At 68.7% G+C, this 26001-nt stretch carries 24 protein-coding genes; 17 read left to right on the forward strand and 7 right to left on the reverse strand.

Translation table 11 applies throughout. From position 1 onward, the window contains the following. Nucleotides 1–615: alpha/beta fold hydrolase (locus tag Acor_RS22540; RefSeq protein WP_155338706.1), on the forward strand; the 615-nt coding region annotated here is incomplete at its 5' end. Here Acor_RS22540 and Acor_RS22545 read toward each other — a convergent pair. Together Acor_RS22545 and nucS are read right to left on the reverse strand one after the other, a co-directional pair. After that, complete coding sequence (locus tag Acor_RS22545; RefSeq protein WP_246238977.1) at nucleotides 610–1653, reverse strand: serine hydrolase domain-containing protein; 1044 nt, start codon at nucleotides 1651–1653, stop codon at nucleotides 610–612. The genes Acor_RS22540 and Acor_RS22545 overlap by 6 nt on opposite strands. 573 nt (nucleotides 1654–2226) lie before the next feature. After that, nucleotides 2227–2889 carry an endonuclease NucS gene (gene nucS, locus Acor_RS22550; protein WP_155338707.1) on the reverse strand — a complete coding sequence of 221 codons (663 nt, stop codon included), beginning with the start codon at nucleotides 2887–2889 and terminating at the stop codon, nucleotides 2227–2229. A 79-nt stretch (nucleotides 2890–2968) separates the two neighbouring features. Here nucS and Acor_RS22555 point away from each other — a divergent pair, with 79 nt between their 5' ends. The 10 genes from Acor_RS22555 to Acor_RS22600 all read left to right on the forward strand — a co-directional run bounded on the left by Acor_RS22555 (nucleotide 2969) and on the right by Acor_RS22600 (nucleotide 12415). Continuing rightward, nucleotides 2969–4468: a 3-hydroxyacyl-CoA dehydrogenase family protein gene (locus tag Acor_RS22555; protein WP_246238979.1), complete on the forward strand. Its 1500-nt coding sequence runs from the start codon at nucleotides 2969–2971 to the stop codon at nucleotides 4466–4468. Next, complete coding sequence (locus Acor_RS22560; protein ID WP_155338708.1) at nucleotides 4465–4764, forward strand: ATP/GTP-binding protein; 300 nt, start codon at nucleotides 4465–4467, stop codon at nucleotides 4762–4764. The genes Acor_RS22555 and Acor_RS22560 overlap by 4 nt, the downstream gene beginning before the upstream one ends. Before the next feature lie 11 nt (nucleotides 4765–4775). Beyond that, nucleotides 4776–5477: an alpha/beta hydrolase gene (locus Acor_RS22565; RefSeq protein WP_155338709.1), complete on the forward strand. Its 702-nt coding sequence runs from the start codon at nucleotides 4776–4778 to the stop codon at nucleotides 5475–5477. A 7-nt stretch (nucleotides 5478–5484) separates the two neighbouring features. Beyond that, the gene (locus Acor_RS22570; RefSeq protein ID WP_155338710.1) at nucleotides 5485–6243 is read left to right on the forward strand and encodes an SDR family NAD(P)-dependent oxidoreductase; all 759 of its coding nucleotides are present in this window, start codon (nucleotides 5485–5487) and stop codon (nucleotides 6241–6243) included. An 81-nt stretch (nucleotides 6244–6324) separates the two neighbouring features. Beyond that, nucleotides 6325–7158, forward strand: coding sequence for an ABC transporter ATP-binding protein (locus Acor_RS22575; protein ID WP_155338711.1), 834 nt, complete (start codon nucleotides 6325–6327; stop codon nucleotides 7156–7158). Then, nucleotides 7151–7948, forward strand: a complete 798-nt coding sequence (locus Acor_RS22580; RefSeq protein ID WP_246238980.1) for an ABC transporter permease — start codon at nucleotides 7151–7153, stop codon at nucleotides 7946–7948. The genes Acor_RS22575 and Acor_RS22580 overlap by 8 nt, the downstream gene beginning before the upstream one ends. Continuing rightward, nucleotides 7906–9129 (forward strand): sensor histidine kinase, encoded by a 1224-nt coding sequence (locus Acor_RS22585; protein ID WP_155338712.1) that lies wholly within the window; start codon nucleotides 7906–7908, stop codon nucleotides 9127–9129. The genes Acor_RS22580 and Acor_RS22585 overlap by 43 nt, the downstream gene beginning before the upstream one ends. After that, a complete protein-coding gene (locus tag Acor_RS22590; protein ID WP_155338713.1) occupies nucleotides 9126–9743 on the forward strand; it encodes a response regulator in 618 nt (205 codons plus the stop codon). Before Acor_RS22585 ends, Acor_RS22590 begins: the two co-directional genes overlap by 4 nt. 120 nt (nucleotides 9744–9863) lie before the next feature. Beyond that, nucleotides 9864–11087, forward strand: coding sequence for an FxsB family cyclophane-forming radical SAM/SPASM peptide maturase (locus Acor_RS22595; RefSeq protein WP_246238982.1), 1224 nt, complete (start codon nucleotides 9864–9866; stop codon nucleotides 11085–11087). After that, on the forward strand, nucleotides 11087–12415 hold the full coding sequence (locus Acor_RS22600) for an HEXXH motif domain-containing protein (RefSeq protein ID WP_155338714.1): 1329 nt from the start codon (nucleotides 11087–11089) through the stop codon (nucleotides 12413–12415). The genes Acor_RS22595 and Acor_RS22600 overlap by 1 nt, the downstream gene beginning before the upstream one ends. 5 nt (nucleotides 12416–12420) lie before the next feature. On the opposite strand, the gene fxsT is transcribed toward Acor_RS22600, so the two are convergent. Next, entirely contained in the window at nucleotides 12421–14952 is a 2532-nt protein-coding gene (fxsT, locus tag Acor_RS22605; protein ID WP_155338715.1) for an FxSxx-COOH system tetratricopeptide repeat protein, read from the reverse strand. 62 nt (nucleotides 14953–15014) lie between these two features. Here fxsT and Acor_RS22610 point away from each other — a divergent pair, with 62 nt between their 5' ends. From Acor_RS22610 to Acor_RS22635, 6 genes are all read left to right on the forward strand, one after another. Beyond that, nucleotides 15015–15248 carry a hypothetical protein gene (locus tag Acor_RS22610; protein WP_155338716.1) on the forward strand — a complete coding sequence of 78 codons (234 nt, stop codon included), beginning with the start codon at nucleotides 15015–15017 and terminating at the stop codon, nucleotides 15246–15248. A gap of 27 nt (nucleotides 15249–15275) precedes the next feature. After that, the gene (locus Acor_RS22615; RefSeq protein ID WP_155338717.1) at nucleotides 15276–16154 is read left to right on the forward strand and encodes an SIR2 family NAD-dependent protein deacylase; all 879 of its coding nucleotides are present in this window, start codon (nucleotides 15276–15278) and stop codon (nucleotides 16152–16154) included. Beyond that, nucleotides 16154–18181, forward strand: coding sequence for a tetratricopeptide repeat protein (locus Acor_RS22620; protein ID WP_155338718.1), 2028 nt, complete (start codon nucleotides 16154–16156; stop codon nucleotides 18179–18181). The genes Acor_RS22615 and Acor_RS22620 overlap by 1 nt, the downstream gene beginning before the upstream one ends. 181 nt (nucleotides 18182–18362) lie before the next feature. Then, entirely contained in the window at nucleotides 18363–19631 is a 1269-nt protein-coding gene (locus tag Acor_RS22625; protein WP_170317040.1) for an MFS transporter, read from the forward strand. A gap of 58 nt (nucleotides 19632–19689) precedes the next feature. Further along, nucleotides 19690–21171 (forward strand): aldehyde dehydrogenase family protein, encoded by a 1482-nt coding sequence (locus Acor_RS22630; RefSeq protein WP_155338720.1) that lies wholly within the window; start codon nucleotides 19690–19692, stop codon nucleotides 21169–21171. 80 nt (nucleotides 21172–21251) lie between these two features. Then, entirely contained in the window at nucleotides 21252–21857 is a 606-nt protein-coding gene (locus Acor_RS22635; RefSeq protein WP_246238984.1) for a TetR/AcrR family transcriptional regulator, read from the forward strand. Between the two features lie 253 nt (nucleotides 21858–22110). Here the strand turns inward: Acor_RS22635 and Acor_RS22640 are convergent, their stop codons facing one another. The 4 genes from Acor_RS22640 to Acor_RS22655 are packed head-to-tail and all read right to left on the reverse strand — an operon-like array spanning nucleotide 22111 to nucleotide 25889. Then, nucleotides 22111–22704, reverse strand: a complete 594-nt coding sequence (locus Acor_RS22640) for a response regulator transcription factor (RefSeq protein ID WP_155338721.1) — start codon at nucleotides 22702–22704, stop codon at nucleotides 22111–22113. Then, nucleotides 22701–23885, reverse strand: a complete 1185-nt coding sequence (locus Acor_RS22645) for a sensor histidine kinase (protein WP_170317041.1) — start codon at nucleotides 23883–23885, stop codon at nucleotides 22701–22703. Before Acor_RS22645 ends, Acor_RS22640 begins: the two co-directional genes overlap by 4 nt. Nucleotides 23886–23895: 10 nt before the next feature. Then, nucleotides 23896–25014, reverse strand: a complete 1119-nt coding sequence (locus tag Acor_RS22650; RefSeq protein WP_155338723.1) for an ABC transporter permease — start codon at nucleotides 25012–25014, stop codon at nucleotides 23896–23898. Next, on the reverse strand, nucleotides 25011–25889 hold the full coding sequence (locus tag Acor_RS22655; RefSeq protein WP_155338724.1) for an ABC transporter ATP-binding protein: 879 nt from the start codon (nucleotides 25887–25889) through the stop codon (nucleotides 25011–25013). The genes Acor_RS22650 and Acor_RS22655 overlap by 4 nt, the downstream gene beginning before the upstream one ends. Nucleotides 25890–26001 lie beyond the last annotated feature (112 nt).

Genomic DNA, 26001 nt, shown 5'->3' on the forward strand with positions numbered 1-26001 from the left:
GGGGGGTCGGGGCTGGGGGATGACGAGCCGTCTGTGGATGTGATGGCTGATGATGTGGCGGAACTGCTGGATGCGGAGGGTGTCGAGCGGGCGGTGGTCGGGGGGCAGTCCATGGGTGGGTATGTGACCATGGCGTTCTGTCGGCGGTATCCGGATCGGGTGCAGGCGGTCGTGCTGGCGGATACGAAGGCGGCGCCGGATTCCGTGGAGGCTGCGGCCAATCGGGAGTTGGCGGCGCAGCGGGTGCTCGATGGGGGCGATCTCACCGATACGGTTCCCAATCTGGTGGGGGCGACGACGCTGGCCAGAAGGCCCATGGTGGTGGGGCGGGTTCGCGGGCTGGTCAAGTCGGCGCCGCCCGGGGCGGTCGCCTGGGCGTTGCGGGCCATGGCGGGGCGGCCGGATTCGTTCGACACCCTTCGGGGGCTGAAGGTTCCCGCTCTGGTTCTGGTGGGCGAGGAGGATGAGTTGACCTCGGTCGCGGATGCTGAGGCGATGGCGGAGGCGGCTCCTGATGTTCAGCTCGAAATTCTGCCGAATTCCGGTCATCTGTCGGCGATAGAAACACCCGTGGCCTTCAACAAGGCGGTGGCGGCTTTTCTCGCGAAACTATGACCCGGGCAGGGCAGTCGTGAAGGCGTTGAGGAGGTTGTCGGCGTCTACGCCGTGGCGTTCGGGTTCCATCATGTTGGTGAGGAGCACGAGGCAGGCGTCCAGGTCCGGATAAATCCACCATTGGTTGCCTGACCAGCCGGTGTGGCCGTACACGCGGCGTTCGAGGAGTTCGGGGGCCGTGGGGCGCAGGCACCAGGTCAGGCCGTACTCGCGGCGGCTGCGGGTGGGGTCGGGGACGGCGAAGGGCAAGCCCAGGGTCTGGGGGGTGGTCATGGCGGCCAGGGTGGTGGGGTGGATCAGGGCGGGGTCCTTGCGGAGGAGCAGGGAGCCCAAGTTCAGGAGGTCTTCGGCCTGGCCGACGAGGCCGGCCGCGGGGTGGCGGGCTTTGGCGAGGGCGGGGTAGTCGAGGCCGACCTCGGTGGTGCCGTGGAGTTCGACCGGGGGTGTGTGCGGGTCGAAGGTGAACGGGACGGGCAGGGCGGCCAGGGCGGTGTCGAGGTCGGTGCCGGTCACCGATCTGAGGATTTCGGCGATGCCGACGAAGGCCAGGTTCGAGTAGGCGATGGCGGTGCCGGGGGCGAAGCCGGTGCCGGCCCGGGTCAGTTCGGCGAGCAGGCCGTCGTCGGGGGTGAGCGAGCCTTCGGCGATGCCGCTGGTGTGGGTGAGCAGGTGCCACAGGGTGATGTCGGCGCTCAGGCCGGGGACGACGTCGCGCAGGGGTGTACGCAGCGACAGCAGGCCCTGTTCGACGAGGCGGAGCGTGGCCAGGCCGACGATCGGTTTGGTGAGCGAGAAGAGGGCGAAGTTGTCGTCGATGGTGGTGGAGCGGCCGTCGTGGCGGCCGAACGCCTCGATGAGCACCGGGCCGGTAGAGGTGGCGACACCGAGCACCGCGCTCGGCAGTTGACCGGCGTCGACGGCGCGCCGCACCCAGTTCAACGCGGCGTCGAAGGCCGGCCTGTCATTCGGGTCCTGATGCATGGCCGTCAGCACTCCCTCTTGCTCGGCGCAGGCCGGAACGAGCTCGAATCGGCCCACCAAGCCAGCGCAACACCCACAAACTACCCAAAATGCCAAATAGTGCGCTGAAACGCCACAACCACTCGCAGAGCGCCACCGCTGGCTCGGTCTCGGGCGTCCTGCTGAGCGCCGCCGCTCTACCCGCCCACTTCATCGAGCTACTGCACGACAGGACCCGGTCTGCGCTGTTCGGTTTCGACGCTCACCGCACGGACGTTGACGCTCGCGCGCGAGGACCTCAGCCAGCGGTGCCGGTCACGGCATGCGGAGCCGCCGGGACGCCGACGGCTCCGCATGCACATGTCATCACGGCATCAGCATGTCAGTGCGGGTAGCAGTGCCAGTAGGTCGGCCCCTTCCGCTCGCTTGCTGCGCATAGGTGTTCATTTTAAGGTCCGGGCAGCGGTTCGACTACGCGAGCAGCCCCGCCACGGCCAGCCCGGACTCCGGGTGCCCGGCCAGGAGCGCGCGCACCGCCTGGTGATCGTCCGCGCGGCTGTGTCCGCGTCCAAGATCCTCAGCCTCCCCGGCTCATGGCTACGGCCTCAGCGGCCGATCATGAACCGGGAACCTACTCGACGCCACCGACAATCAGAACAGCGTGGGATTCTCCGGCTCGATGCCGCGCAGGGCCGCGTAGTCGAGGGTCACACAGTCGATCCCGCGGTCGGCGGCGAGCACCCGGGCCTGCGGCTTGATCTCCTGAGCCGCGAAGATGCCGCGGACCGGAGCCAGCAGCGGGTCCCGATTGAGCAGCTCCAGATAGCGCGTGAGCTGCTCGACACCGTCGATCTCCCCACGCCGCTTGATCTCGACGGCCACCGTCGAACCGCTCTGGTCGCGGCACAGGATGTCGACCGGCCCGATCGCCGTCATGTACTCCCGGCGCACCAGCGTCCAGCCCGCCCCCAGGGTGGTGATGTGCTCGGCCAGCAACTCCTGAAGGTGGGCTTCGACGCCGTCCTTCTGCAGGCCGGGGTCGACACCCAGCTCATGGCTGGAGTCGTGCAGGATCTCCTCGATGGTGAGGATCAGCTTCTCGCCGGTCTTACCCTGGGTAACCGTCCACTGGCCCTCTTCCTCGCGGACCTTGCAGGGCGGGTTCATCCAGTTCAGGGGCTTGAAGGCGCGGTCATCGCAATGGATCGACACCGAGCCGTCCGCCTTCATGAGGATCAGCCGGGGCGCCATCGGGAGATGGGCCGTCAGTCTTCCCACGTAATCCACGCTGCATCGCGCGATGACCAGCCGCATGACCCGCCACCCTACCCGCGCGGCTGGCCGTACCAGGACACTCTGGGAGACTACTGAGTAGTAACCGAGGAGGCGCGCGGTGGAGACGGTAGGGGTTGTCGGGCTGGGGATCATGGGCGCGGGGATCGTGGAAGTGTTCGCCCGGGCGGGGCTGCGCGTGGTCGGGGTGGACGTCGACGAGAACGCGGTGGCGCGTGGGCTGGCGCATCTTGAGCGGTCCACCGGGCGGGCGGTCGAGCGGGGGCGGCTCGGGGCGGACGAGCGGGCGGAGCTGCTCGGGCGGATCACGCTCAGTGCCGATCGGGGCTCGCTCGCCGAGGTCGATCTCGTGGTCGAGGCGGTGCCGGAGGTGATGGAGCTGAAGCGGGCGCTCTTCGCCGACCTGGACCGGATCTGCAAGCCGTCGGCGGTGCTGGCCACCAACACCTCCTCACTCTCCGTGACCACGATCGCGGCGATGACCTCCCGGCCGTCGCGGGTCGTCGGCCTGCACTTCTTCAATCCCGCGCCCGTCATGAAGCTGGTCGAGGTGGTCACCACCGTGCTGACCGAGGACGGGCTGGCCGGGGAGATCGCGGAGCTGGCCGGTCGGCTCGGCAAGACGCCGATCGTGGTCGGGGATCGGGCCGGGTTCGTGGCCAACCGGCTGCTGCTCGGCTACCTCAACCAGGCGTGCCGGATGCTGGAGGCCGGGATCGCCACCCGGGACGACATCGACGTCGCGATGCGGGAGGGCGCGGGGCTGCCGATGGGGCCGTTCCAGCTGCTCGACCTGATCGGCCTGGACACCGCGTACGAGATCTGCGAAGTGCTCTTCTACGAGACCAAGAACCACCGGCACGCGCCCGCCCCCGTCCTGCGCGAACTGGTCACGGCCAGGAGGCACGGCCGCAAATGCGGCCACGGCTTCCATCCCCGTACGGCCAGGCCCACCGCTCCCCCGGCGACCGGGCCGAAGGTCGCCGTGACCACCATCGGGATCGTCGGAACCGGTGCCGAGCACCTGCGCGAGCGGCTCGACGCGGCCGGTTTCAAGACCATCGACGGACACGACGACGCCGACGTGGTGCTCGCGATCGCGCCCGCGCCGGTGGTGGAGATCGCCGTCGGGCTGCCGCGTCCGGAGCGGGTGGTCGGCGTGCACCCGGTCGGGGACAAGGTGGCCGAACTGGCCGTGACCGTGCTGACCTCGCCGGAGATCGCGACGGCCGTCCGGGATCTGACCCGGGTGATGGCCCTGACGCCGGTGGTCTGCGCGGATCGGGCCGGGTTCGTGGTCGAGGCGCTGCTGTTCCCGTACCTGAACGACGCGCTCCGGATGGTCGAATCGGGCTACGCCTCGTTCGCGGACGTGGACACCGCGATGAAACTCGGCTGCGGGTATCCGCAGGGTCCTTTCGAGATGCTCGACGCGTTCGGGCTGGAGACCGTACGGGATGGGCTGCGGGCCCTCTACGCGGAATACCGGGAGCCCGCGTTCGCGCCCGCGCCCCTGCTGGAGCGGCTGGTCGTGGCCGGGGTCACCGATATCCCAAACCGGGCGAATGCGAATACCCTCAAGGGCGTGGAGGAGCGATGAGCCCGCGCCGGGCCAAACGGCGGGACCAGGATGCCGGCTTCGACCAGTCGGTCGCGCGGTTCGGCATCGGCGAGGTCGAGGAGTGGCCGGACGGCGAGTGGCAGGTGCGGCGAATTGTCGGCGGAGCGGCCGATAAAGTCTACCGGTGTCCGGGCTGCGATCAGGAGATCCGGGTAGGAATGGCGCATCTGGTCAGCTGGCCGAACTGGTCCGGCGGCGAGGGTGAGCGCCGGCACTGGCACACGGCCTGCTGGCGGAACCGGATCAGACGAGGTCCCGGCCGCAGCAGGTATTGAAAGAGGGATTCATGGAGATCAGGGCGTCCACGGTGCTTCCGGCGAAACGGGAGGACATCGAACTCGACACCGGCGACGGCCTGACCCTGGTGGGGGAACTGGCGCTGCCGGAGAACGACCCGGTGGCCACGCTGATCTGCCTGCACCCGCTGCCCACCCACGGCGGCATGATGGACAGCCATGTCCTGCGCAAGGCCTCCTACCGGCTGCCCGCGCTGGCCGATCTGGCCGTGCTGCGGTTCAACACCCGGGGCACGACTTCGGAGCGCGGCACCTCGCAGGGCGCGTTCGACCACGGGAACGGCGAACGCCTGGACATCGCCGCCGCCCTGGAATATGCCGAATTTCATGACTTGCCGCATCCGTGGTTGCTGGGGTGGTCGTTCGGGACCGAACTGGCGCTCAAATGGGGCCGCGACCCGCTCGTCGAAGGCGCGATCCTGCTCTCGCCGCCGCTGAAGCGCGCCACCGACGAGGACCTGGACGCCTGGGCCACCTTCGGCCGCCCGCTCACCGCGCTGGTCCCCGAGTTCGACGACTACCTGCGACCGGCCGAGGCCGCCGAACGTTTCGCCCGGGTCCCGCAGGCCGAGGTGATCGGCGTCGACGGGGCGAAACACCTGTGGGTGGGCGAGCCGTACGTGCGGATCGTGCTCACCGAGATCGTCCGGCGGGTGAACCCGATGGCTCTCCCGCTGCCGGCAGAGGTATAACTGGGCGATGTCCACAGCATTTGCCCTTTCTGGTCGTAAGGCGTTCGTCACCGGGGCGTCGCGGGGAATCGGGCGGGCCATCGCGCTCGCGTACGCGCAGGCGGGGGCCGACGTGGCGCTCGTCGCCCGGTCCGCCGAGACGCTCGCCGAGGTCGCCAAGGAGGTCGAGGCGTTCGGCCGGCAGGCGGCGGTCATTCCGTGCGACGTGATGGATCGGGACGCCATTCCGGCCGCCGTGCAGGCCGGCATCGACGCGCTCGGGCATCTCGACATCGTGGTCAACAACGCCGGCGGATCCAACTTCCTGGTCGAGTTCAAGGACCTGCGGCTGTCCGGCTGGGACAAGCTGATCCGGCTCAACCTGGACTCCGCCATGGCGGTCAGCCACGCCGTCGCCGGGCACCTGCTCGGGCGCGGCGACGGGACGCTGATCAACGTCGCCTCGGTCGCCGCCAAGGGCGCGCCGTTCATGACGCCGTACGCGGCCGCGAAGGCGGGCGTGGTGGCGCTGACCAAGTCCCTGGCGCTGGAGTGGGCGTCCAGGGGCGTACGGGTGAACTGCCTGTGCCCCGGATGGACGGCCACCGATCTGAACCGCACGCTGTGGGAGAACCCGGCCGACACCACGACGGCGTCGGTGCCGATGGGACGCTGGGGGACGCCGGCCGAGATCGCCGCTCCCGCGGTGTTCCTGGCCAGTCCGGCCGCCGCGTACATGACCGGTCAGGTGCTGTACGTGGACGGTGGGATCACCACCACCCAGTGACGTGGTGTCCTCCGGATGGAGGACAGCCGGGTCGGTCGGGCGGTGGTGCCGCGCGAGCCGTACAGACCGGACGCTGGAGGTATGACAACAGCGATTCATGTCCGGGGGCTGACCAAGCGCTACGGCGACGTGCGCGCCATCGACGGGCTCGACCTGGAGATCAGGCAGGGTGAGGTCTTCGCCATCCTCGGGCCGAACGGCGCCGGGAAGTCGACCACGGTCGAGATCCTCGAGGGCTACCGGAAGCGCGACTCCGGCGAGGTCCGGGTGCTCGGCGTCGACCCGCAGAAGGCGACCCGCGAGTGGCGGGCCAAGCTCGGCATCGTCCTGCAGACCGCCAACGACGCGGCCGAGCTGACGGTCCGCGAGACGATCCGGCATTTCGCCGGCTACTACCCCGCCTCGGGTGACCCGGACGAGGTCATCGCCAAGGTCGGGCTGACCGAGAAGGCCGACGTCCGGATCAGGAAGCTCTCCGGCGGCCAGCGCCGCCGGGTCGACGTCGCGTTAGGTGTGATCGGCAACCCGGAGCTGGTCTTCCTGGACGAGCCCACGACCGGCTTCGACCCGGAGGCGCGCCGCCAGTTCTGGGACCTGATCAAGGGCCTGGCCGCCGAGGGCACCACGATCGTCCTCACCACCCACTACCTGGACGAGGCCGAAGCGCTGGCCGGCCGGGTCGCCGTGATCGCGCAGGGCCGCATCGTGGCCGAGGGCGACCCCGCCACGCTGGGCGGCCGGGCCGCCGCGAAGGCGCGGGTGAGCTGGCTCGACGGCGTCATCGAGACCGACACCCCGACCGAGACGGTGCTCGAACTGGCCGCCCGCTTCGACGGCGAGATCCCCGGCCTCGCGGTCACCCGGCCCACCCTGGAAGACATCTACCTGACCCTGATCGAGGCCCCCCGTGTCTGACACCATCGCCCTCGGACTCTCCCGCGCCGGTCTGGAGACCCGGATGTTCTTCCGCGAGAAGGACGCCGTGATCTTCACCTTCTCGTTCCCGATCATCCTGCTGGTGCTGTTCGGATCGATCTTCGCCGACCAGTTCAAGGGCACCGGCATCACCGTCTCCCAGGTCTACACGGCCGGTCTGATCGGCGCGGGCGTGATGGGCGCCGCCTTCCAGAACCTCGGCATCGGCATCGCCATCGACCGCGAGGACGGCACCCTCAAGCGGCTGGCCGGCACGCCGATGCCGCGCAGCGCCTACTTCGTCGGCAAGATGCTCAGCTCGCTGGTGATCGCGCTGCTGGAAGTGCTCATCCTGCTGGCCATCGGCGTCTTCCTGTACGGTCTGGACCTGCCCACCGAGTTCTCCGCGTGGGTCACCCTGACCTGGGTGCTCGTCCTCGGCCTGGCCGGGGCCGCGCTGCTCGGCATCGCCGCCAGCAGCCTGCCCCGCTCGGCCAAGAGCGCCGCCGCCGTGATCTCGATGCCGTTCGTGGTGCTCCAGTTCATCTCCGGCGTCTACATCCCGTTCACCGAGCTGCCGCCGTGGCTGATCAACATCTCCTCGGTGTTCCCGCTGAAGTGGATGTGCCAGGGCCTGCGCTCGGTGTTCCTGGGTGAGGAGGGCGCCCAGCTGGAGTTGACCGGTTCGTACGAACTAGGCAGGGTTGCCCTGGTTCTGGCAGCCTGGCTCATCGGAGGCTTGGTGCTGTGCCTGATGACATTCAGATGGAAAGGCCGCCGGGACGGATGAGCCCGCGCGCCTTCAGCGGACGCAGGGAGATCCCGGCCGAGGCGAACGCCTGGGAGTCCTTCCGCGGCTGGGAGACCCTGTTCGCGCTGACCTGGACCGTCTCCACCGTCTTCGTGATCCTGGACGACTCCCACCCCGCCGGGACCAGGGCGGCCACCGTCGGGCTGATGACGCTGTGCGCGGCCGGATACCTGCTGTTCGGCCGCCCCGCCATCATCGAGGACGAGAACAACAGCTACCGCGGCGTCAAGTACATGGCCCTGATGGTGGCCGCCTTCGTCCCCGCCTCCCTGCTGGTGCCCTCCGCCACCTTCGGCCTGTTCGCCCTCTGCCCGCAGGTGTTCATGCTGCTCAGCGGCGGGCGCGCGGTGGCGGCCGTGCTGGTGCTCAACCTGGCCCCCGCGATCCGCCTGCTCACCCGGACGGACCTGGAGGCCGGCGAGGTGGTGCTGTTCGCCGGAACCACGGCGATCGCGATCACCTTCGCCCTGGTGTTCGGGCCGTGGATCTCCCGGATCATCCACCAGAGCAAGGAGCGCGCCAACCTGATCGCCGAGCTGGAGGCCAGCCGGGCCGAAGTGGCCCGGCTGTCGGCCGAGAGCGGCGCGCTGGCCGAACGCGAACGCCTGGCCGGAGAGATCCACGACACCCTCGCCCAGGGCTTCACCAGCATCATCATGCTCATCCAGGCCGCCCAGGCGCAGCCGGACTCGGCCCGCCACCTGCACCTGGCCGTCCAGACCGCCCGGGAGAACCTGGCCGAGGCCCGCGCGCTCGTCGCCGCCCTCGGCCCCGCCCCCCTGGACGGCTCCACCCTCGACGACGCCCTCCGCCGCCTCTCCGCCCGCCTCGGCGAGGAGAGCGGCATCACCGTCAACTGCGCCATCGACGGCGAATCCCGCCCCCTCCCGCCCAGCACCGAGGTCGTGCTCCTCCGCGCCGCCCAGGAGGCCCTCGCCAACATCCGCAAACACGCCGCCGCCCACTGCGTCCGCCTCGCCATCCGGTACGGCGCCGCCGACGTGACCCTCACCGTCGAAGACGACGGCACCGGCTTCGACCCCACCACCCCCACCGGGTACGGCCTGCGCGGCATGCGCACCCGGATCGAACAGCAAGGCGGCACGCTCACCGTGACCAGCGCACCCGGCCTCGGCACCTCCGTGCGGGCGACCCTATGATCCGCGTGATGATCGTCGACGACCACCCGGTGGTCCGGGAGGGCCTGCGCGGCATGCTCGACGCGGACCCCGGCATCGAGGTGGCCGGCGAGGCCGGTTCCGGGGACGAGGCGGTGGCGCGCTCCCGCGAACTCAAGCCCGACGTGACCCTGATGGACCTGCGCATGCCCGGCGGCGACGGCGTCAGCGCCATCACCCGCATCCTGGCCGACCGCCCGCGGGCCCGGATCATCGTGCTCACCACGTACGAGAGCGACCAGGACATCGTCCGCGCCGTCGAGGCCGGCGCCGCCGGCTACCTGCTCAAGGACACCTCCCGCGCCGACCTGCTGGGCGCCATCGCCGCGGCCGCCCGCGGCGAGACCGTCCTGTCCCCCTCGGTCGCCACCAAGCTGGTCACCCGCCTCCGCGCGCCCGTCGCAGAATCCCTCTCCCCCCGCGAGACCCAGGTGCTCTCCCTGGTCGCCCGCGGCCTGACCAACGCGGAAATCGGCCGCGAACTGTTCATCAGCGAAACCACGGTCAAGACCCACCTGCTCCGCGTCTTCGGCAAACTCGGCGTCTCCGACCGCACGGCCGCCGTCACCACGGCCCTGCAGCGCGGCCTCTTGTAAGCGGCCAGTGGTTAGCGAATCCCTTAAACGCATCACGAATTCATGAGCGTTCTCTCCCCCGCAATTTCCGGTTAATATGCCTTTGTCAGCAAAAGTCTGGCCGGTCGGGAGCGTCCCAACGTGAGCGACGAAATTGCTGGTCAACCGCAGCGCGAATGGCCTGCCACGCTCACAGTCGAAGATCTTCTGGCCGACGGCTGGCAGCCGGTTCCGTTCCGGCAGTTCATCCTTAAGATCCATAGCCGCTGCAACCTCGCCTGCGACTACTGCTATATGTACACCCACGCCGACCAGAGCTGGCGCGACCGCCCCCTGGTCATGGCCCCCCGGCACGTCACCGCGACCGCGCGCCGCATCGCCGAACACGCCCGCGCCCATACGATTTCCCCGGTCCGCGTGATCCTGCATGGCGGCGAACCATTATTGGCCGGACCCGAATACCTGGTCGATCTCGTCCATGAGATTCGCGCCGCCGCCGAACCCGATGTGAATATCGATTTCATTCTGCAAACCAATGGGATCCAGCTCACCAGATCATTCCTCGGCACGTTCCTGAACCTCGGCGTACGGATAGGGGTAAGCCTCGACGGCGGCGCCCGGGACAACGACCGGCACCGGAGAACACTCGCCGGACGCGGCTCATACGCCGCCGTGGCCCGAGCGCTGCGCCTTCTGGGCGAGCCCGAATTCCGGCCGATCTACGGCGGCATCCTGTGCACCGTCGACCTCGTCGGCGACCCGGTCGAGACGTACGAGAGCCTGCTCGCCTTCACCCCGCCGATGATCGACCTGCTCCTCCCGCACGGAACCTGGGCCGACCCGCCCCCCGGCCGCACCGCCGACCCGGCCGTCACGCCCTACGCCGACTGGCTGATCGCCGTCTTCGACCGCTGGTACGACGAAGGCGACCCGCCCACCCGCGTCCGGCTCTTCGAGGAGATCATCCACCTGCTGTTCGGCGGCCGGTCGGGCGTCGAAGCCGTCGGCCTGACCCCCTCCACCCTGGTGGTCGTCGAAACCGACGGAACGATCGAGCAGTCCGATTTCCTCAAGGTCGTCGGCCAGGGCGCCGCCGAAACCGGCCTCAACGTCGTCGACCACGAATTCGACCGCGCCCTGTTCCACCCCGGCGTGGCCGCCAGGCAGCTGGGCCTGTCCGGGCTGTCCGGCCAATGCCAGTCGTGCACCTTCGGGCAGGTCTGCGGCGGCGGCCTCTACCCGCACCGATACCGCCCCGGCACCGGCCACCGCAACCCGTCGGTCTACTGCCCCGACCTATACCGGCTGATCAGCCACATCCGCGCTCGCCTTGTTCATGATCTCCCCATGAAGTCAGGACACTGATGCGCCGATACACCGTCCCCGGTGACGTCTTCGCCACGCTCGCCACCGGCGCAGGCGGCGAACGGGCCGGCCGCTTCCTCGCCAGCGCCGAACGCAGCAAACACCTGCTCCTGGTACGGAACGTCGTGGTCATGGCGGAACAACACGGCCACGAACGCGCCTGGGAACTCGCCCACGCCTACGACCTGCTGGCCGGACTGCACGAAGACCACCCGCACGCGGTGGAGCGGATCCTCCGCCACCCTCCGGTCGGCACGTGGGCGCTCCGGATGATGAAGGTCATCCCCCGCAAGACCGGCGGCGGGCCGCTCGCGTACGCGTACCTGCCCAGCATGGCCCTGGCCGCCGCCGTGATCGCCGGGGCGACCGCCTCGCTGGACCTGGTCGCCTCCGGCGGCCGGGTGCTGCTGCCGTCCCTCGGCGCCGCCCGGCTGGCCACCGCGCACCACCGGTCCACCCAGCGGGTGACCGTACGGACCGGCCCGGACGGCGGCCAGGTCCTGGGCGCCGGAAGCGTGGCGACCATCCCGAGGGATCCGGAGCACTACGCCGAAGGGTGGGCCGGGACCCGCCGCCTGTCCGCCGAGCACGCCTCCCGCACGTTCGCCGTGCTGCTGGACGATCTCGATCCGTACCGGATCCCCGAGGGCTGGCCGACCGGCCGGCAGCAGCCCGCGGCCGTCCGGCAGTGGCAGCAGCACCTGAACGCCGCCTGGGCTCTGCTGGTCGACCACCATCCCGGCTACGCGGAAGAGGTCGCGGCCTGCGTCACCACGTTCGTCCCCCTGCACCGCCCCGGCGGACGCACGGTCAGCTCTACCTCACGCCACGCCTTCGGCTCGTTCGCCGGCTCGCTCCCCACCGACAGCCGCATCCTCGCCGCCCTCCTCGCCCACGAGGTCCAGCACGCCAAACTCTGGGCGCTGCTCGACCTCATCCCGCTGACCCTGCGCGAGGACAGACACCGGCCGGTCCTCTTGTACGCCCCCTGGCGAGACGACCCCCGCCCCCCGATCTCCCATCTCCAAGGGGCCTACGCGCACCTGGCGGTCGCGGCCTTCTGGCGGGTGCAACGCTTCGTCGACCACGGCGAGGCGGCCCTGCGCGCCCACACCGAGTTCGCCCGCTGGCGGCAGCACACCAGAGACGCGATCGAGACGCTCCGCGGCAGCGGCAGACTCACCGGCGCGGGCCTGGACTTCGTCAACGGCATGGCCTCGACCATCGACCGCTGGCGCGGGGACGCGATCCCGGCCGACGCCGCGCAGCGCGCCCGCGCGTCCTCCGACGACCACTACCGCGCCTGGCGCCGGCGGAACCAGCGCTGACGGGGTCAGACGGCCGGAGGTTCGAAGTCGAAGTCGAGCCGCTCGTGCCGGGCGACCGCGACCACGTCCGGATAGCTCTCCCCGAGCGTGCGGCCGAAGCGCTTGATCACGTCTTCCCGGAGTTCGCGGGCCCGTTCGACCTCCCCAAGCGCGTCCAGGTCGAGCGCCAGATTGGCCGAGCACGCCAGCGTGTGCGGGTGGTCCTCACCGAGCACCTCGCGCAGCGCCGCCGAACTCCGCTCGCCGATGGCGCACGCCTCCTCGTGCTCCCCGAATCCCGCCAGCACGCTGGCCAGGTTGGTGGCGCAGGTCAGCGTGTAGTGGTGCCGTTCGCCCAGCGCTCCGACGAAGTCCGCGTAGGTCTTCCTGAGCAGTTCCTCGGCGTCTTCGCCCTTGCCCAGCAATCGCAGGGCCAGCGCGTTGTTCAGCCTCGCGCCGAGGGTGAACGGGTGGAGCGGGCCGAGCACCCTGGCGTACCGGTCGGTCGTCTCGGTCGCCAGAACGGCGGAACGGTCGAGGTCCCCCACCAGGCGCTGGCAGTTGGCCAGAGTAAGCGCGGCGGCCAGCGTGGCCGGGAAGTCCGCGCGGTAGCTCTCGCCGTATCGATGGGAGACATCCGTGGCCAGGTCGATCGCTTCCGCGAAGGCCCCGGCTTTCCGGCGCGCGATGGCCAGCTCACGAGCCTGGTTGAGCACGTCCAGATGGTTCGGCGGGAGAATCCGCTGGCGCACGATGTCCTGGTAGATGACCGACAGCCGCTCGCTGCGTTCGCGCGCTTCCATGTACCGGCCCAGCAGCCGCAGATCGCGGGCCAGCGCATTGGTCGTGAAGGCGACCCGCCAATGGGCGTCACTGCCGAAGTGGTCGCGGCGGATCTCGTAACTCCGCTGGTCGAGACGGAGCGCGTCCTCGTACTTCGTGGCGAGTGTGTTGTCGATCGCCAGGTTGCTCAGCACCCGCTGAGTGTTGGGGTGGGTGGGACCGAACACGCGCTCGTGCCGTTCCAGCGCGTCGCGGTCGACCTCGAGCGCGGCCGAGAACTGGCCCAGCCAGCGCAGGATGCCGCCATGGTTGTTGGTCAGGATCAGTGTCTCGTCGTGATCGAAGCCAAAGGTGCGCTGCATATGCTCCAGCGTGGGCTGGCTGAGTTCCAGCGCTCGCTGGTGCAGGCCCTGATTCAGGAGGAGATTCGCCTTCAAGCGCCGCATGATCAGCAGATGGAGATCGTCCTCGGCGCTCTCCCGCTCCCATTCCGCCAGAGCCCGGTCGATCCATTCCTCACTCGCCCGCAGGTCACCTTTGACCAGCAGGTACCGCGCCATGTTCGTGACCAGGCGACGGGCGTCGGGCTCGGCACACTCGATGATCTGGGAGGGGTTGATGTGCGGAAGCAGGTCGTCGTACTCCGGCCAGCTGTCGACGTCGTCGGGCCGGTCCGGATCCGCCGCGGCCAGCAACAGGTGGACATCGTGCCGGACGACTCTGCGCTCGTTCTCCGAGAGCCCTTCCTTGATCAGCGCCTGAATGATCCGGTGCATCTGGAGCGTCCGCCGCAGGTTGTCGATCCGCGCCAGCGCGTAACGGCCCAGCTCACGAACGGCGTTGCTCATCCGGTACGGGTCTTTGATCGTGTTACGAAGTTCGGATTCCGCCAGCACGTGGCGGCCCAGGTTGATCAGATCCAGCGGAATGGGCTCCGGGCCGAAATAGGCGATCCGATAGAGCAACTCCATCGCGGACGGTTCCTGGCGGTTGATCCGCTCAAGCGAAATGCTCCAGGCCGCCGGGACGGGCACCGGGTAATCGAGTGGGGTGCCCTGCGCCAGAATCTTGCCGGCCGCGTTCTTCAGCTGTTCCAGGTATGTATCGACGGTCATCGCCGTCTCGGCCATGAGCGCGCCGGCCTGCTCCAACGCCAACGGCAGGTCGCCCAGTTCCTCGGCCAGCCGATTTCCGTCATAGTCCGTGATGCCGGACACCCGGCGCCGGAGGAACTCCATGCTCTCGTCGCGCATGAAGATATCCACGTCCAGCACCAGGGCTCTGGTCTTCCACCGGTGATTCCGCGAGGTGACCAGCACGTGCCCGTTGGCCGTCGGGAGCATGTCCTGAAGCTCCTCCGGCTGGTCGGCATTGTCGAACACGACCAGCCAGCGCTTGTACGGGATACCCCGGCGCAGCGCTTCCCGCACCGCGTCGATCACGTCTTCCTGACGTCCCGCCGGAATATCGGTAATGCCGAGACGAGGGGCCAGCGCGGCCAGCGAACCGCGCAGCAACGGCGTCTGGTCCGCGGGAACCCACCAGATCAGTTCGTAATCATGGGAGAACCGGTAAATGTACTCGATCGCCAGGTGCGTCTTGCCGACTCCGCCGTATCCCTGCAACGCGTGCAGGACCACCGCGTCCTTCTGCTCCACGAGTTGTGAACGCAACCGGTAGAGCAAGTCCGATCGCCCCGTGAAGGTGGCGTTGCGCTGAGGAACGTTCCCCCAGACAGCCGGTGCGGTGGTTTCGAAGCGGTCAGAATCGGCCATTTTAGACCTCCACCGGTGAGGTTCACTGGTGAAGATACTAACTCATGGAATCACATAATTAGGTGGGGCTGGACTACAGCGGCTATGTACCTTATCAAGGAGGTGACGGATGGCTCGCAACTACGGAGGGCGGCGGTGTGGGCGATCTACAGGGCGGTCTCATCAATCTCGAAGATGTGAAGCTCGACGCTCTTTCCCGCATGAAGGACAGTCTCATCACCCGGGCGGCTCGCCGCGTACAGGACGAGGAAGCCGGCACAGTCGATCAACTCGCGCGTTTCGATTCCGCGATCTGATGATCGAATTTCCATGAGCCGACCCAAATGAAGGAGCTTGACTGGCAGCGACTCGTTTACGGTCTGGAGAGCGGTGACTGCACGCCCTTTCTGGGCGCCGGAATGTGCTCGGGGATCCTGCCCACCGGGCGCGAACTGAGCCTGGAATGGGCGGCGCGGGTCCGCTATCCGTTCGACGACAGAACCTCGCTCCCGGAGGTGATGGATTTCGCCGCCATCGACGCGGGTGATCCCGTTTTCGTCAAGCAGCAGGTGCTGGAGCGGCTGGACGGCTGTGGCGTACCGGACTTCGACGATCCGGGTGAGCCGCACGCGTTGCTGGCGAGATTCCCGCTGGCGGTGTACATCACCACGAATTACGACAGGTTCATGAGCCAGGCGCTGACGAAGCGCGGCAAGCATCCGAAAAGCGTGATCTGTCCGTGGTACCTGAACTCGGCGGACATCGCCGCCAGGGTCGATGACGACCTGCGTCCGTACAAAGAGGAACCGGTCGTCTTCCACCTGCACGGCAGTGCGGACGAGGCACGCTCACTGGTGATCAGCAGAAGCGACTACGTCAGTTTTCTGATCAATCTGTCCAAGGACTACGCGGCCGACGGCCGCAAACTCGTTCCGGTGGCGATCCGGCCCTGGCTGACCGACCGCCCGCTCTTGTTCATCGGATACAGCCTGCAGGACTGGACGTTCAATGTCCTGTTCCAGGGACTACGCCAGACGTTGTCGGAAGTACACCTGCGACGGCATGTGAGCGTGCAGCTCCCCCCACCCGACCTTCCGCCGCGGCGACGAAGACAAGCGCAGAAGTATCTAACCGAATACTTCGACAGATGGAAGATAACTATATATTGGGGTACAGTTAATGATTTCTGTGCCGAGTTACGCCTCCGCATGGGGTGGGGCTGATGGACAACCCGTACGTGGGCCTACAGCCCTTCGACGCGGACCATGCCGAGCGGTTCTTCGGGCGCTCCCGAGAATCACGCGAACTCGCCGACCTCTGGTGCAGCAACCAACTGGTGATCCTCTACGGCCCCTCCGGCATCGGAAAGACCTCGCTTCTGCGCGCCGGCGCGCTCCCCAGACTCCGCCGTGACCACGTCGACCTGCTGCCCGTCGGACGCGCCGTCCCCGCCTCGGTCCTACCGGCCCCCACCGTGTCGGCGCACAACCCCTTCACCTTCTCGCTCCTGTCGTCCTGGTCGCCTTCGGACTCCCCGGTGGGGCTGGCCGGCAAGACCATCTCCGATTTCCTGCTGGCCCGCCCGGCCAAGAAACATCGGTACGGGGACGACCTTCCGCTGTTCGCCGCGATCGACCAGTTCGAAGAAGTCCTGATCGCCACCTCGGTGTGGCGGAAACAGGCCGACGATTTCATGATCGAGCTCAGCCGGGCGACCAAGGACGTGCCGCACCTCCGTCTCCTGATCTCCATCCGCGAGGACGCCGTCGCCGCCGTGCTCCCCTACGAGGCGTCCCTCGCGGGTCACGCGAGAGCGCGGATGCGGCTGCTCGCGCTCGGCCCCGACGAAGCGGTGGCGGCCGTCGTCGGGCCGGTCGGGGACACCCCGCGCTCCTTCGAGGGCGACGCGGCGGACAGCCTGGTCCGCGATCTCCGTACCGTGCGGACCCGGAACACGTTGGGTGAGCTGGCCGCCGTACAGACCGACGAGGTGGAGCCGTGGCAACTCCAGGTGGTCTGCGCGGCCCTGTGGGAGGGGCTGCCGGAGGACCGCACGGTCATCACCGAAGAGGACATCCGCGCTTTCGGTGATGTCAGCCTGGCCCTGATGGGCCTGTACGAGCGCACCGTCGCGATCCTGGCCTCGGAATTCGACACGCCGGAAGACCTGCTGCGCAAATGGCTGGAAGAATCGTTCATCACCGAGCACGGGACCCGGGCCCAGGCCTACGAAGGCCGCGACCAGACCCGGGGCATGCCCAACCAGGTGGCCCGCGCATTCGAACGGCACCACATCCTGCGGTCCGAACGCCGATCCGGGGCACGCTGGTACGAGCTACAGCACGATCGGCTCATCGAGCCCGTTCAGCAGGCGAACCATCCCTGGGCGGGCGCCACTCTGTCCCGCGGCACGATCGAACCGCGCGCGGCCGACTATCAACGGTCAGCGGAGGCGGCCCTGGCCGAGGGTGATTTCACGAGCGCCGCACGATATGCCACACAATGCGTCAGAACAGCGGAACGGGGCACGGACAGCCTCGCCCTGCGAATCGCCGCGGAGGCCAACTCCCTGCTCGGCGACATCGCGTTCCTGCAAAGTCACCTGGACGAGGCGGAACGGCGGTACAGCGACGCTATCCGGCAATTCGCGGCGGTTTCCGCCTGGTCAGCCGTGGCGAGGCTGCAGCAGGCAGTCGGCCGGATCGAATTGGAACGACGATTGCCGGACCGGGCGCTGGAGCAGTTCCAGGCCGCATTGAAGCATTTGCCCAATGACAACTCCATCCGGATCGACCTTGGCCGGGCCAGCTGGCATCTGGGGCGGCTCGCCGCGGCGCGCAGCCTGTTCAACAGCGTCCTGGTGACCACGCCCGACCACGCGGAAGCGCTGGCCAACCGGACCGAAGTCCTGGCCGACCTGGGCGACTATCAGGCGGCCCGGGCGGATTTCGAACGGCTGCGCCGCCTGCATCCGAGCCGGGCGTCCGCACCCGCGATACGGGCGGCACACGCACTTGCTCTGGCGGGATCGGGCCGGCTGGACGAGGCGCAAACCATCATGAACGAAGCAGTGGCCGACGCCCCCGACAGTGGTCCCGTGCTCCTTCACGCAGCCGAGGTGGCCCATCTGGCGGGCGACACCGCACGCGTAAAGATTCTCGTCCTGAGAGCACTGGATTCCTCCAGCCCTCCCCTTTTTGCCCACGAATTCGGTCGCGCGAGAGCTATGCTCGGGCCTTTGAATAGGTGATTCAAGCGAAGACCCGACGTGAGGCGTCTGACGTCTCCTAGGCACGTCCCACGTGGTCACTCGGCCCACGATGTATCGGGGCCGGTCTCGCGGACGTGAAGTGCGTGACGTTATCGCGGGACAGGTGACGACAGAGTATGGGGTTCCGGACTCCAGACGGCGATCGCGGGATTCCTCGCGCATGAACGCCTTCACCAAGGCGTGGGTAGGCTCCTTCGCTTCCATGCTCGCCTCGCGAATCTTCGGAGTCACCTACCCCCTGCTCGCCCTCACCATCTCCAACTCGGCCAGCGACGCCGGCTGGGTGGGGTTCGCCTGGGCGCTGCCCAACGTGCTGTTCTATGTGCTCGCGGGAGCACTGGTCGATCGATCGGACTACCGGCGGGTGATGCTGGTCGCCGACTCGATCCGGGCCGTCTCCGGGCTCAGCCTCGGGGTGGCGCTGGCGCTGGGCGTACCGACGTTCGGCCATCTGGTGATCGTCGCGTTCGTCGAAGGGTCGCTGGCGGTGTTCCACAGCCTCGCCACCGCGGCGATGCTGCCCACCCTGCCGGATGGCCCGGATCTGGCGGCCAGGCTCAGCCGGCACGAGGTCGCCAACCATGTCGCCGTCCTGCTGGGGCGGCCCTTCGGGGGCGCTTTGTTCGGTCTGCTGGCCTGGGTGCCGCTGGTCGCCAACGCGGTGCTCTGCGCCGTGTCGCTGTCCACCGTCGCGGCCCTGCCGCCGGGCACCCGGCAGCGGCCGCAGGTACGGACCCGGTTACTGCCGGACATCGTGCAGGGGTTCCGGCTGCTCTGGGAGTTCACCGTGCTCCGCACGGCGACACTCACCACCGCGCTGACCAACATGGTGGTGCACGCGTTGATAATCATCTTCTTCGCGTCGGCCGCCGAAACGGTCTCGCCGATCTGGATCGGCGCCGTGGTGGCCATGGCCGGACTGGGCGGGGTCTTCGGGTCGAGCATCGCCCGGATCAGCCAGGACCTGGCCCGGAGGATCTTCGGAGTCCGCGACGACAACGCCCAGGCAGGGCGCCGTCGCTGGCCACGGGTGTCCATGTGGTTGCTGCACATGTGGCTCTGGGTGCTGGCCCTGTTCATCCCGGTGATCTGGGGGCCGACCGTGTGGGCTTTCGCGGGTGCGCTCGGCCTGATGGGGGTGTCCGGCGGGAAGAGCAACGTGAACATCCGGATGCTGGTGGCCGAGGGCGTCGATCAGGGCGCGGTCGGGCGGGTGCTGAGCGTGTCCCGCCTGATCGGGTTCGGCGCCATCACACTCGGCCCGCTCCTCGGCGGTCTCCTGGTCGGGTCGGTCGGCATCGAGGACGCGATCTGGCTGCTCCTGGCCGTGATGCTCTCGGCCTCGGTCGCCGCGACCACGTTTCCGGGGCTCCGGGCCAGCTTCTTCCTTCCCGACGACCCCGAGCCACTGGTGATCGCCGGGCGATGACCGGTGTTGTAAGTGAATAATTACGGGCGTTATCGTGGGTGTATAGGAGGATGCCGACATGTCGCTCGCTGAGCTGGGGACGTTTGAGTCGTTCGATCCGGCGACCGGTGGGGTGCTGGCCTCGTATCCGCGTCATGACGCGGTGGCCGTGCATGCCGCGATCGAGCGGGCCGCCGTGGCGGCGGTGTGGTGGGCGGGGCTCGGGTTCCGGGAGCGACGGCGGCGGCTGCTTGATTTCAAGGCGGTTCTGACCCAGAACCTCGACAAGATCGTCGAGATGGTGGCGCGGGAGACCGGGAAGCCGGCCGGGGACGCGACGCTGGAGAGCGTGCTGGCGATCACGCATTTGGACTGGGCCGCCCGTAATGCGGAGAAGGTGCTCGGGCGGCGGCGGGTGGCCAGTGGGCTGATCGCGATGAACATGGCGGCGACGCTGGAGTATCTGCCGCTGGGTGTGGTCGGGGTGATCGGGCCGTGGAACTATCCGGTCTTCACGCCGATGGGGTCGATCGCGTACGCGCTGGCGGCCGGTAACGCGGTGGTGTTCAAGCCGAGCGAGTACACCCCGGGCGTCGGCGTGCTGCTGGCGGAGCTGTTCGCCGAGTCGGTGCCCGAGCAGCCGGTGCTCCAGGTGGTGACGGGGCACGGCGAGACCGGGGCGGCGCTGGCCGGGGATCCGGGGATCAAGAAGATCGCGTTCACCGGGTCGGCGCCGACCGCGCGCCGGGTGATGGCGGCCTGCGCGGCCAACCTGACCCCGATGGTGGCCGAGTGCGGCGGCAAGGACGCCTTCATCGTGGACGAGGGCGCGGACCTGAAGGCCGCCGCCGATGCCGCGCTCTGGGGTGCGATGTCCAATTCGGGGCAGACCTGCGTGGGCGTCGAGCGGGTGTACGCGGTGAACTCGGTGTACGACGAGTTCCTGCGCGAGCTCACCGAGCGCGCCCGCGGCATCCGCGCCGGGGAGCACTACGGCCCGATCACCATGCCCAAGCAGCTGGACGTCATCCGGCGGCACATCGACGACGCCACCGCCAGCGGGAAGGCGGTCGTCGGCGGGCCCGAGTCGGTACGGGCGCCGTTCGTGGATCCGGTGATCGTGACCGACGTCCCCGAGGAGTCCGGCGCGGTCCGCGAGGAGACTTTCGGCCCGACGGTAACCGTCAAACGCGTCGCCGACGCCGCCGAGGCGCTGGAGAAGGCCAACGCCTCCGCGTACGGCCTGGCCGGGACCGTCTTCTCCGGGAACGCGAAGCGCGCCACGGAGCTCGCCCGGCGGATGCTCACCGGCATGACCGCCATCAACTCGGTCGTCTCGTTCGTCGGCGTGCCGGCGCTCCCGTTCGGCGGCACCGGCGAGTCAGGCTTCGGCCGTATTCACGGCGCGGACGGGCTGCGCGAGTTCGCCCGACCGAAAGCCGTTTCGCGGCAGCGTTTCGCCATGCCCGGAATGAACCTCACCTCGTTTGGGCGAACACCCGCCGAACTTGACCGCCTTGTCAAGATCATCTCTCTACTTCACGGTCGTAGAAAGCGCTAATTTCCCGATACTTCCAGAAAAAAGATCTTGCGTCCATAATGGTGGCTTCTGGGGGGCCATGACGGCGTGAGGTGAAGATTTTGGCGGGACGGGACTATCGGGGGATGTCGGCCGAGGAACGGCTGGCAGACCGGCGAGAACGGCTGATCCTGGCCGCGTACACGCTGTTCGCGAGTCCGGGATTTCACGCTACGACGATCGAACGGCTCTGCGCGACCGCGCGGATCTCCAACCGGGCCTTCTATGAGTGCTTCTCGGGGAGGGAAGCACTCATGCGCGCGGTCTACGACCGGTGCGTGGAGGAGACCCTGCAGGCCATCGCCAAGGCGATCGACCAGGCGCCCAGCAATCTGGACGCGCGGATCGCGGCCGGGATCACGGAGTACGTGCGCTTCGTCACCGCGGACGAGCGGCGGGCCCGGATCATGCACCTGGAGGTGCGCCGGGCGGGGGACGTGCTGAACACCTCCCGGCAGCGGGCGGTGCTGGAGTTCACCAAGATAATCGAGGGCTCGGTCGCCGACCTGCCGGTACGGCCTCCGACGGAGTTGCACCTGCTGGCGCTGGCCCTGATCGGCGCGATCACCGAACTGCTGATCGAGTGGGTGATCTCCGAACACCCGCCACCCACGGAAGTGATCATAAAAACGGCGGTCCACGTGTTCCGCCAGTCATTTCGGCACTGACAGATTTCCCGATATTTCATGAGATTTCATGGCCCGCCTCCCTTACCGGAGGCGGGCCGGCATATCTATGAAGACGCCCGACCCCAGCGCCGAGCCCGATAACCACAAGGACGACAACGCACGCGAAAAGCGCGCAGCTACCTGACGGCATTCGTCCCTTCAGCGAAAGCGTCGATCACGCTCCGTATTCGCACAATGGCACACCACTACCCGCGAACAGCGCACCCCAGCCGATGTGGCGTGCCAAGAACCGTCAGATCCAGCCCATGTCCTGGGCGGCCCGGATGGCGGTGATGCGGTTGCCCACGCCCAGTTTGGCGATGGCGTTGGAGAGATAGTTGCGTACCGTGCCCTCGGTCAGGTGCAGCGCGGCGGCTATCTCGCTGACCGAGGCGCCCCGGGCGGCCAGGGCGAGGGCGTCGCGCTCGCGTTCGGTCAGCGGGCTCTCGCCGGCCATCATCGCCGAGGCGGCCATCTCGGGGTCCAGGTAGCGCCCGCCGGCGTGGACCTTGCGGATGGCGGTGGCCAGTTCGTCGGCGGAGGCGTCCTTGGGGATGAAGCCGCGGACGCCGGCGGCCAGGGCGCGGCGCAGGTAGCCGGGGCGGCCGAAGCTGGTGAGGATCACCATGGCCTGGCCGGGGAGGGATTCGGCCACGGTGAGGCCGTCCAGGCCGGGCATCTCCACGTCCAGGACGACGACGTCGGGGCGGTGCGCGGTGACGGCGGCCTTGACCTCGTCGCCGCGGGCCACCTGGGCGACCACCTCGAGGTCGGATTCGAGGGTGAGCAGGGTGGCGATGGCCTGCCGTACCAGATGTTCGTCGTCGGCGAGCAGGACGCGGATCATGCGGGGACCCCGGCCAGCACGGGGGCGACGGCGCGCAGGGTGAACTCGCCCGAGCCGTTCGGGCGGGCGGTGAGGGTGCCGCCGACGGCGGCCAGGCGCTCGGTCAGGCCGGCCAGGCCGCTGCCCAGATCCTCGACCGGTCGAGGGGTGACGCCGTCATTGGTGACTTCGAGGACCGCCTCCTCGCCGTTGAAGCGGACCGTGATGTCGCAGACGGTGGCCGTGCTGTGCCGCAGCACGTTGGTGACGGCCTCCCTGATCACCCAGGCGAATACGGGGGCTACCCCGGCCGGCACGTCCCGGTACGGCAGATGCAGCCGGCAGTCCACCCCGGCCGCCTCCAGCACCCCGCGCACGCTGCCCAGCTCGGCCACCAGGTCGAGCTCCCGATAGCCGCGCACGGCCTCCCTGAGCTCACGCAACGCCTTCCTGGCCAGCGACCTGACCTCGGCCATCTCGGCCCCCGCGGCCTCGGGGTCGGGGGCCAGCCGGACCGCCAGCTCGCTCTTGACGGCGATCGCGGAGAGCTGGTGGCCGACCAGGTCGTGCAGGTCGCGGGCGAAGCGCAGGCGTTCCTCGGCGACGGCCAGCCGGGACTGCGCCTCCTTGCCGTCGTGGGCCTGCTCGGCCAGCTGCCAGATCCAGACCCAGAGGCGGTTGGCCCAGGGGAAGATGCTGCACATCAGGGTGTTGTAGAGCAGCACGCCGATGATGAACCCGGCGACGGAACCATCCGCCGTGCCGGCCCAGGAGTGGTCGGTGACGGTGAGCATGCCCCAGATCGACAGCGGGGAGGTCACCAGGGTGGTGGCCAGGCCGAGCAGGACCGCGCGGCGGCGGCTGAGGCCGATGGCCGCCACCGAGAGCCAGCCGAGCGGGACGAAGCCCCAGCCGGTGGGGCTGCCGCCGCCGAGCGCGCTCAGCACCAGCGCCAGGACGCCGGCGATCACGACCTCGCGGGTGGCGTAGCGGTGGTCCAGGACGGCCCGGGTGATCCGCAGGAACAGCCAGCTGAAGACCACCAGCCCGATCAGGGCGGGGATGACCCGCGCCGGGGGAAGCGTCCGCAGCACGAGGCCCGCCGCGGAGCTGAGCAGGACGATCACCCACACGACCACGAGCGTCATGTTCAGGGTTACCAGAACGATGCGCCGTGCCCGTGTGATCCCCTTGTCCTCCATTTCCGGCATTTTACGGCTTGTTGCCGGTGATGACCTCAAGCAGGCGAACCCGGGCTCCGGTCCGCAGCACGGCCCGCTCGTAGATCCGGGCGCCCAGGGCCAGCATCCCGACCACGGCCGCCAGCATGAGCGCCCCGGACAGCGCGACCTCCCAGACCGGCACCTCGGCGGCGGCCGTACGCACCGGCATGACCATCGAGGAGAACGGCGGGATGAAGGAGAGCACGGTCGCGATGGGCGCGGTCGGGTCGGCGGAGGCGTAGAACGAGACGCCGTAGCTGACCATGAGCAGCAGGGTCATCGGCTGGAGCACGTTGCCGACCTCCTCCTGCCGGGAGACCAGCGCGGCCAGCGCTCCGGAGAAGGCGGCGAAGAAGGCGTATCCGAGGATGAACCAGACCAGCGCCCCGATCACGATGCCGGTCATGCCGGGCGGGAAGTCCGCGGCCAGGCCGGACACCAGCGCCCCGGCCAGACCGGCGGCCAGGATCGCGGCCATGTTGATCAGGCCGACCACGCCGAGCCCGAGGATCTTGCCGCCGAGCAGTTGCCAGGGCCGGATCGAGGTGAGCAGGATCTCCACGATCCGGCTGCCCTTCTCCTCCACCACACCCATCGCGACCATCATCACCGAACCGATGATCATGAAGAACAGCACCAGCACCAGCACGGTCGCGATGCCGCGCCTGGCCCCCTCGTAGCGGGCGTCCGCGCCGACCGACTCCATCGCCAGCGGCGTGATGGTCACGCCGGACGCGCCGATCTGCGCCTCCCGGTTGGCGCTCTGCAGCAGCAGCCCGAGCTCGCTGTCGATCTCCCCGTCGGTGAGCACCCGGCTGCCCGACACCACCGCCGCGTCCACGTCCCCGTCCAGCAGGGCCGTCTTGGCCGCCGCCTCGTCGGGGAACTCCCGCCACTTGATCTCCGCGTCCGGCGCGAAGGTGGCCACCGGCAGCTCCGCCACCTGAACCCGGCCCAGCGTGTACGAATCCGGCCCGCCCAGCAGCTTCGGCGCGAACGCGAGCCCGCCCACCACCAGCACCGACACGATCAACCCGATCACGAACGCCTTGGTCCGCACTTGGGCCCGAATCTCCCGCCCAGCCACCATAAAGAGGTGATTTTTCATGACACGGCCTCCTTGAAGATCTCGGTGATGGTCGGCCGCTCGGACCCGAAATGCTCAACCCGCCCCGCCTGTACGGCCGCGCGCAGGATCGCCTGATCATCGCCCCCGGTCACGACCAGCGTCTCCCGGTCCCCCGCCACGGTCAGCGTGCCGGGCAGATTCTCCGCCCACCCGGGCTTGGGATCCCGCACCACGACCCGCAGCCGCTGCCCCTCCGCCGACCGCAGCGCGTCCACGCTCCCGCTGGCCACCATCCGCCCGGCCGAGATGATCCCGATCGAGTCGCACAGCCGGTCCACCAGCTCCAGCTGGTGACTGGAGAAGATCACTGGCACCCCGCCCCTGGCCCGCTCCTGCAGCACCTCGGCGAGCGCCTCCACCGCGAGCGGGTCCAGCCCCGAGAACGGCTCGTCCAGCACCAGCACCTCAGGGTCGTGCACCAGCGCCACCGCCAGCTGCACCCGCTGCTGGTTGCCGAGCGAGAGCGCCTCCACCGCGTCGCCGCGCCGCTCGGTCAGCCCGAGCCGCTCCACCAGCCCGGTGGTCGCCTTCGCCGCGTCCGCCGGGGACAGCCCGTGCAGCCGCCCGAAGTAGTCGATCTGCTCGCCGACCTTCATCTTCTGGTAGAGACCGCGCTCCTCCGGCATGTAGCCGAACCGCCGCCGCTCGGCGAACCCGAGCGGGCGCCCCTGCCAGGCCACCTGGCCGGCGTCCGCGCTGAGCACCCCCATCACGATCCGCATCGTGGTGGTCTTCCCGGCGCCGTTCGCGCCGACGAACCCGAACATCTCCCCGGGCCGTACGGCGAAGCTCACGCCGTCGAGGGCGACCTTGTCGGCCCCGAACGTCTTGCGCAATCCAGTGATGTCCAACATGTGACGATCATTTCTTGGTTGGGTTGTGGCGCGATAGACGCCGATATCAGGGGGTTGATATGGCTTTCACCCACATCGGAGATGACAGATGTCATCTCGTACGCTGAGCGAC

This window comes from Acrocarpospora corrugata (genome assembly GCF_009687845.1).
Taxonomy (GTDB): domain Bacteria; phylum Actinomycetota; class Actinomycetes; order Streptosporangiales; family Streptosporangiaceae; genus Acrocarpospora; species Acrocarpospora corrugata.

Bases quoted from the DNA above. Each gene is read 5' to 3' on its own strand.
- Acor_RS22570 (WP_155338710.1), top strand. From the start codon at position 5,485: ATGTCCACAGCATTTGCCCTTTCTGGTCGTAAGGCGTTCGTCACCGGG.
- Acor_RS22615 (WP_155338717.1), top strand. From the start codon at position 15,276: ATGAAGGAGCTTGACTGGCAGCGACTCGTTTACGGTCTGGAGAGCGGT.
- fxsT (WP_155338715.1), bottom strand. From the start codon at position 14,952: ATGGCCGATTCTGACCGCTTCGAAACCACCGCACCGGCTGTCTGGGGG.
- Acor_RS22620 (WP_155338718.1), top strand. From the start codon at position 16,154: ATGGACAACCCGTACGTGGGCCTACAGCCCTTCGACGCGGACCATGCC.
- Acor_RS22600 (WP_155338714.1), top strand. From the start codon at position 11,087: ATGCGCCGATACACCGTCCCCGGTGACGTCTTCGCCACGCTCGCCACC.
- Acor_RS22645 (WP_170317041.1), bottom strand. From the start codon at position 23,885: ATGGAGGACAAGGGGATCACACGGGCACGGCGCATCGTTCTGGTAACC.
- nucS (WP_155338707.1), bottom strand. From the start codon at position 2,889: ATGCGGCTGGTCATCGCGCGATGCAGCGTGGATTACGTGGGAAGACTG.
- Acor_RS22590 (WP_155338713.1), top strand. From the start codon at position 9,126: ATGATCCGCGTGATGATCGTCGACGACCACCCGGTGGTCCGGGAGGGC.
- Acor_RS22640 (WP_155338721.1), bottom strand. From the start codon at position 22,704: ATGATCCGCGTCCTGCTCGCCGACGACGAACATCTGGTACGGCAGGCC.
- Acor_RS22655 (WP_155338724.1), bottom strand. From the start codon at position 25,889: ATGTTGGACATCACTGGATTGCGCAAGACGTTCGGGGCCGACAAGGTC.
- Acor_RS22565 (WP_155338709.1), top strand. From the start codon at position 4,776: ATGGAGATCAGGGCGTCCACGGTGCTTCCGGCGAAACGGGAGGACATC.
- Acor_RS22625 (WP_170317040.1), top strand. From the start codon at position 18,363: ATGAACGCCTTCACCAAGGCGTGGGTAGGCTCCTTCGCTTCCATGCTC.
- Acor_RS22575 (WP_155338711.1), top strand. From the start codon at position 6,325: ATGACAACAGCGATTCATGTCCGGGGGCTGACCAAGCGCTACGGCGAC.
- Acor_RS22560 (WP_155338708.1), top strand. From the start codon at position 4,465: ATGAGCCCGCGCCGGGCCAAACGGCGGGACCAGGATGCCGGCTTCGAC.
- Acor_RS22630 (WP_155338720.1), top strand. From the start codon at position 19,690: ATGTCGCTCGCTGAGCTGGGGACGTTTGAGTCGTTCGATCCGGCGACC.
- Acor_RS22650 (WP_155338723.1), bottom strand. From the start codon at position 25,014: ATGAAAAATCACCTCTTTATGGTGGCTGGGCGGGAGATTCGGGCCCAA.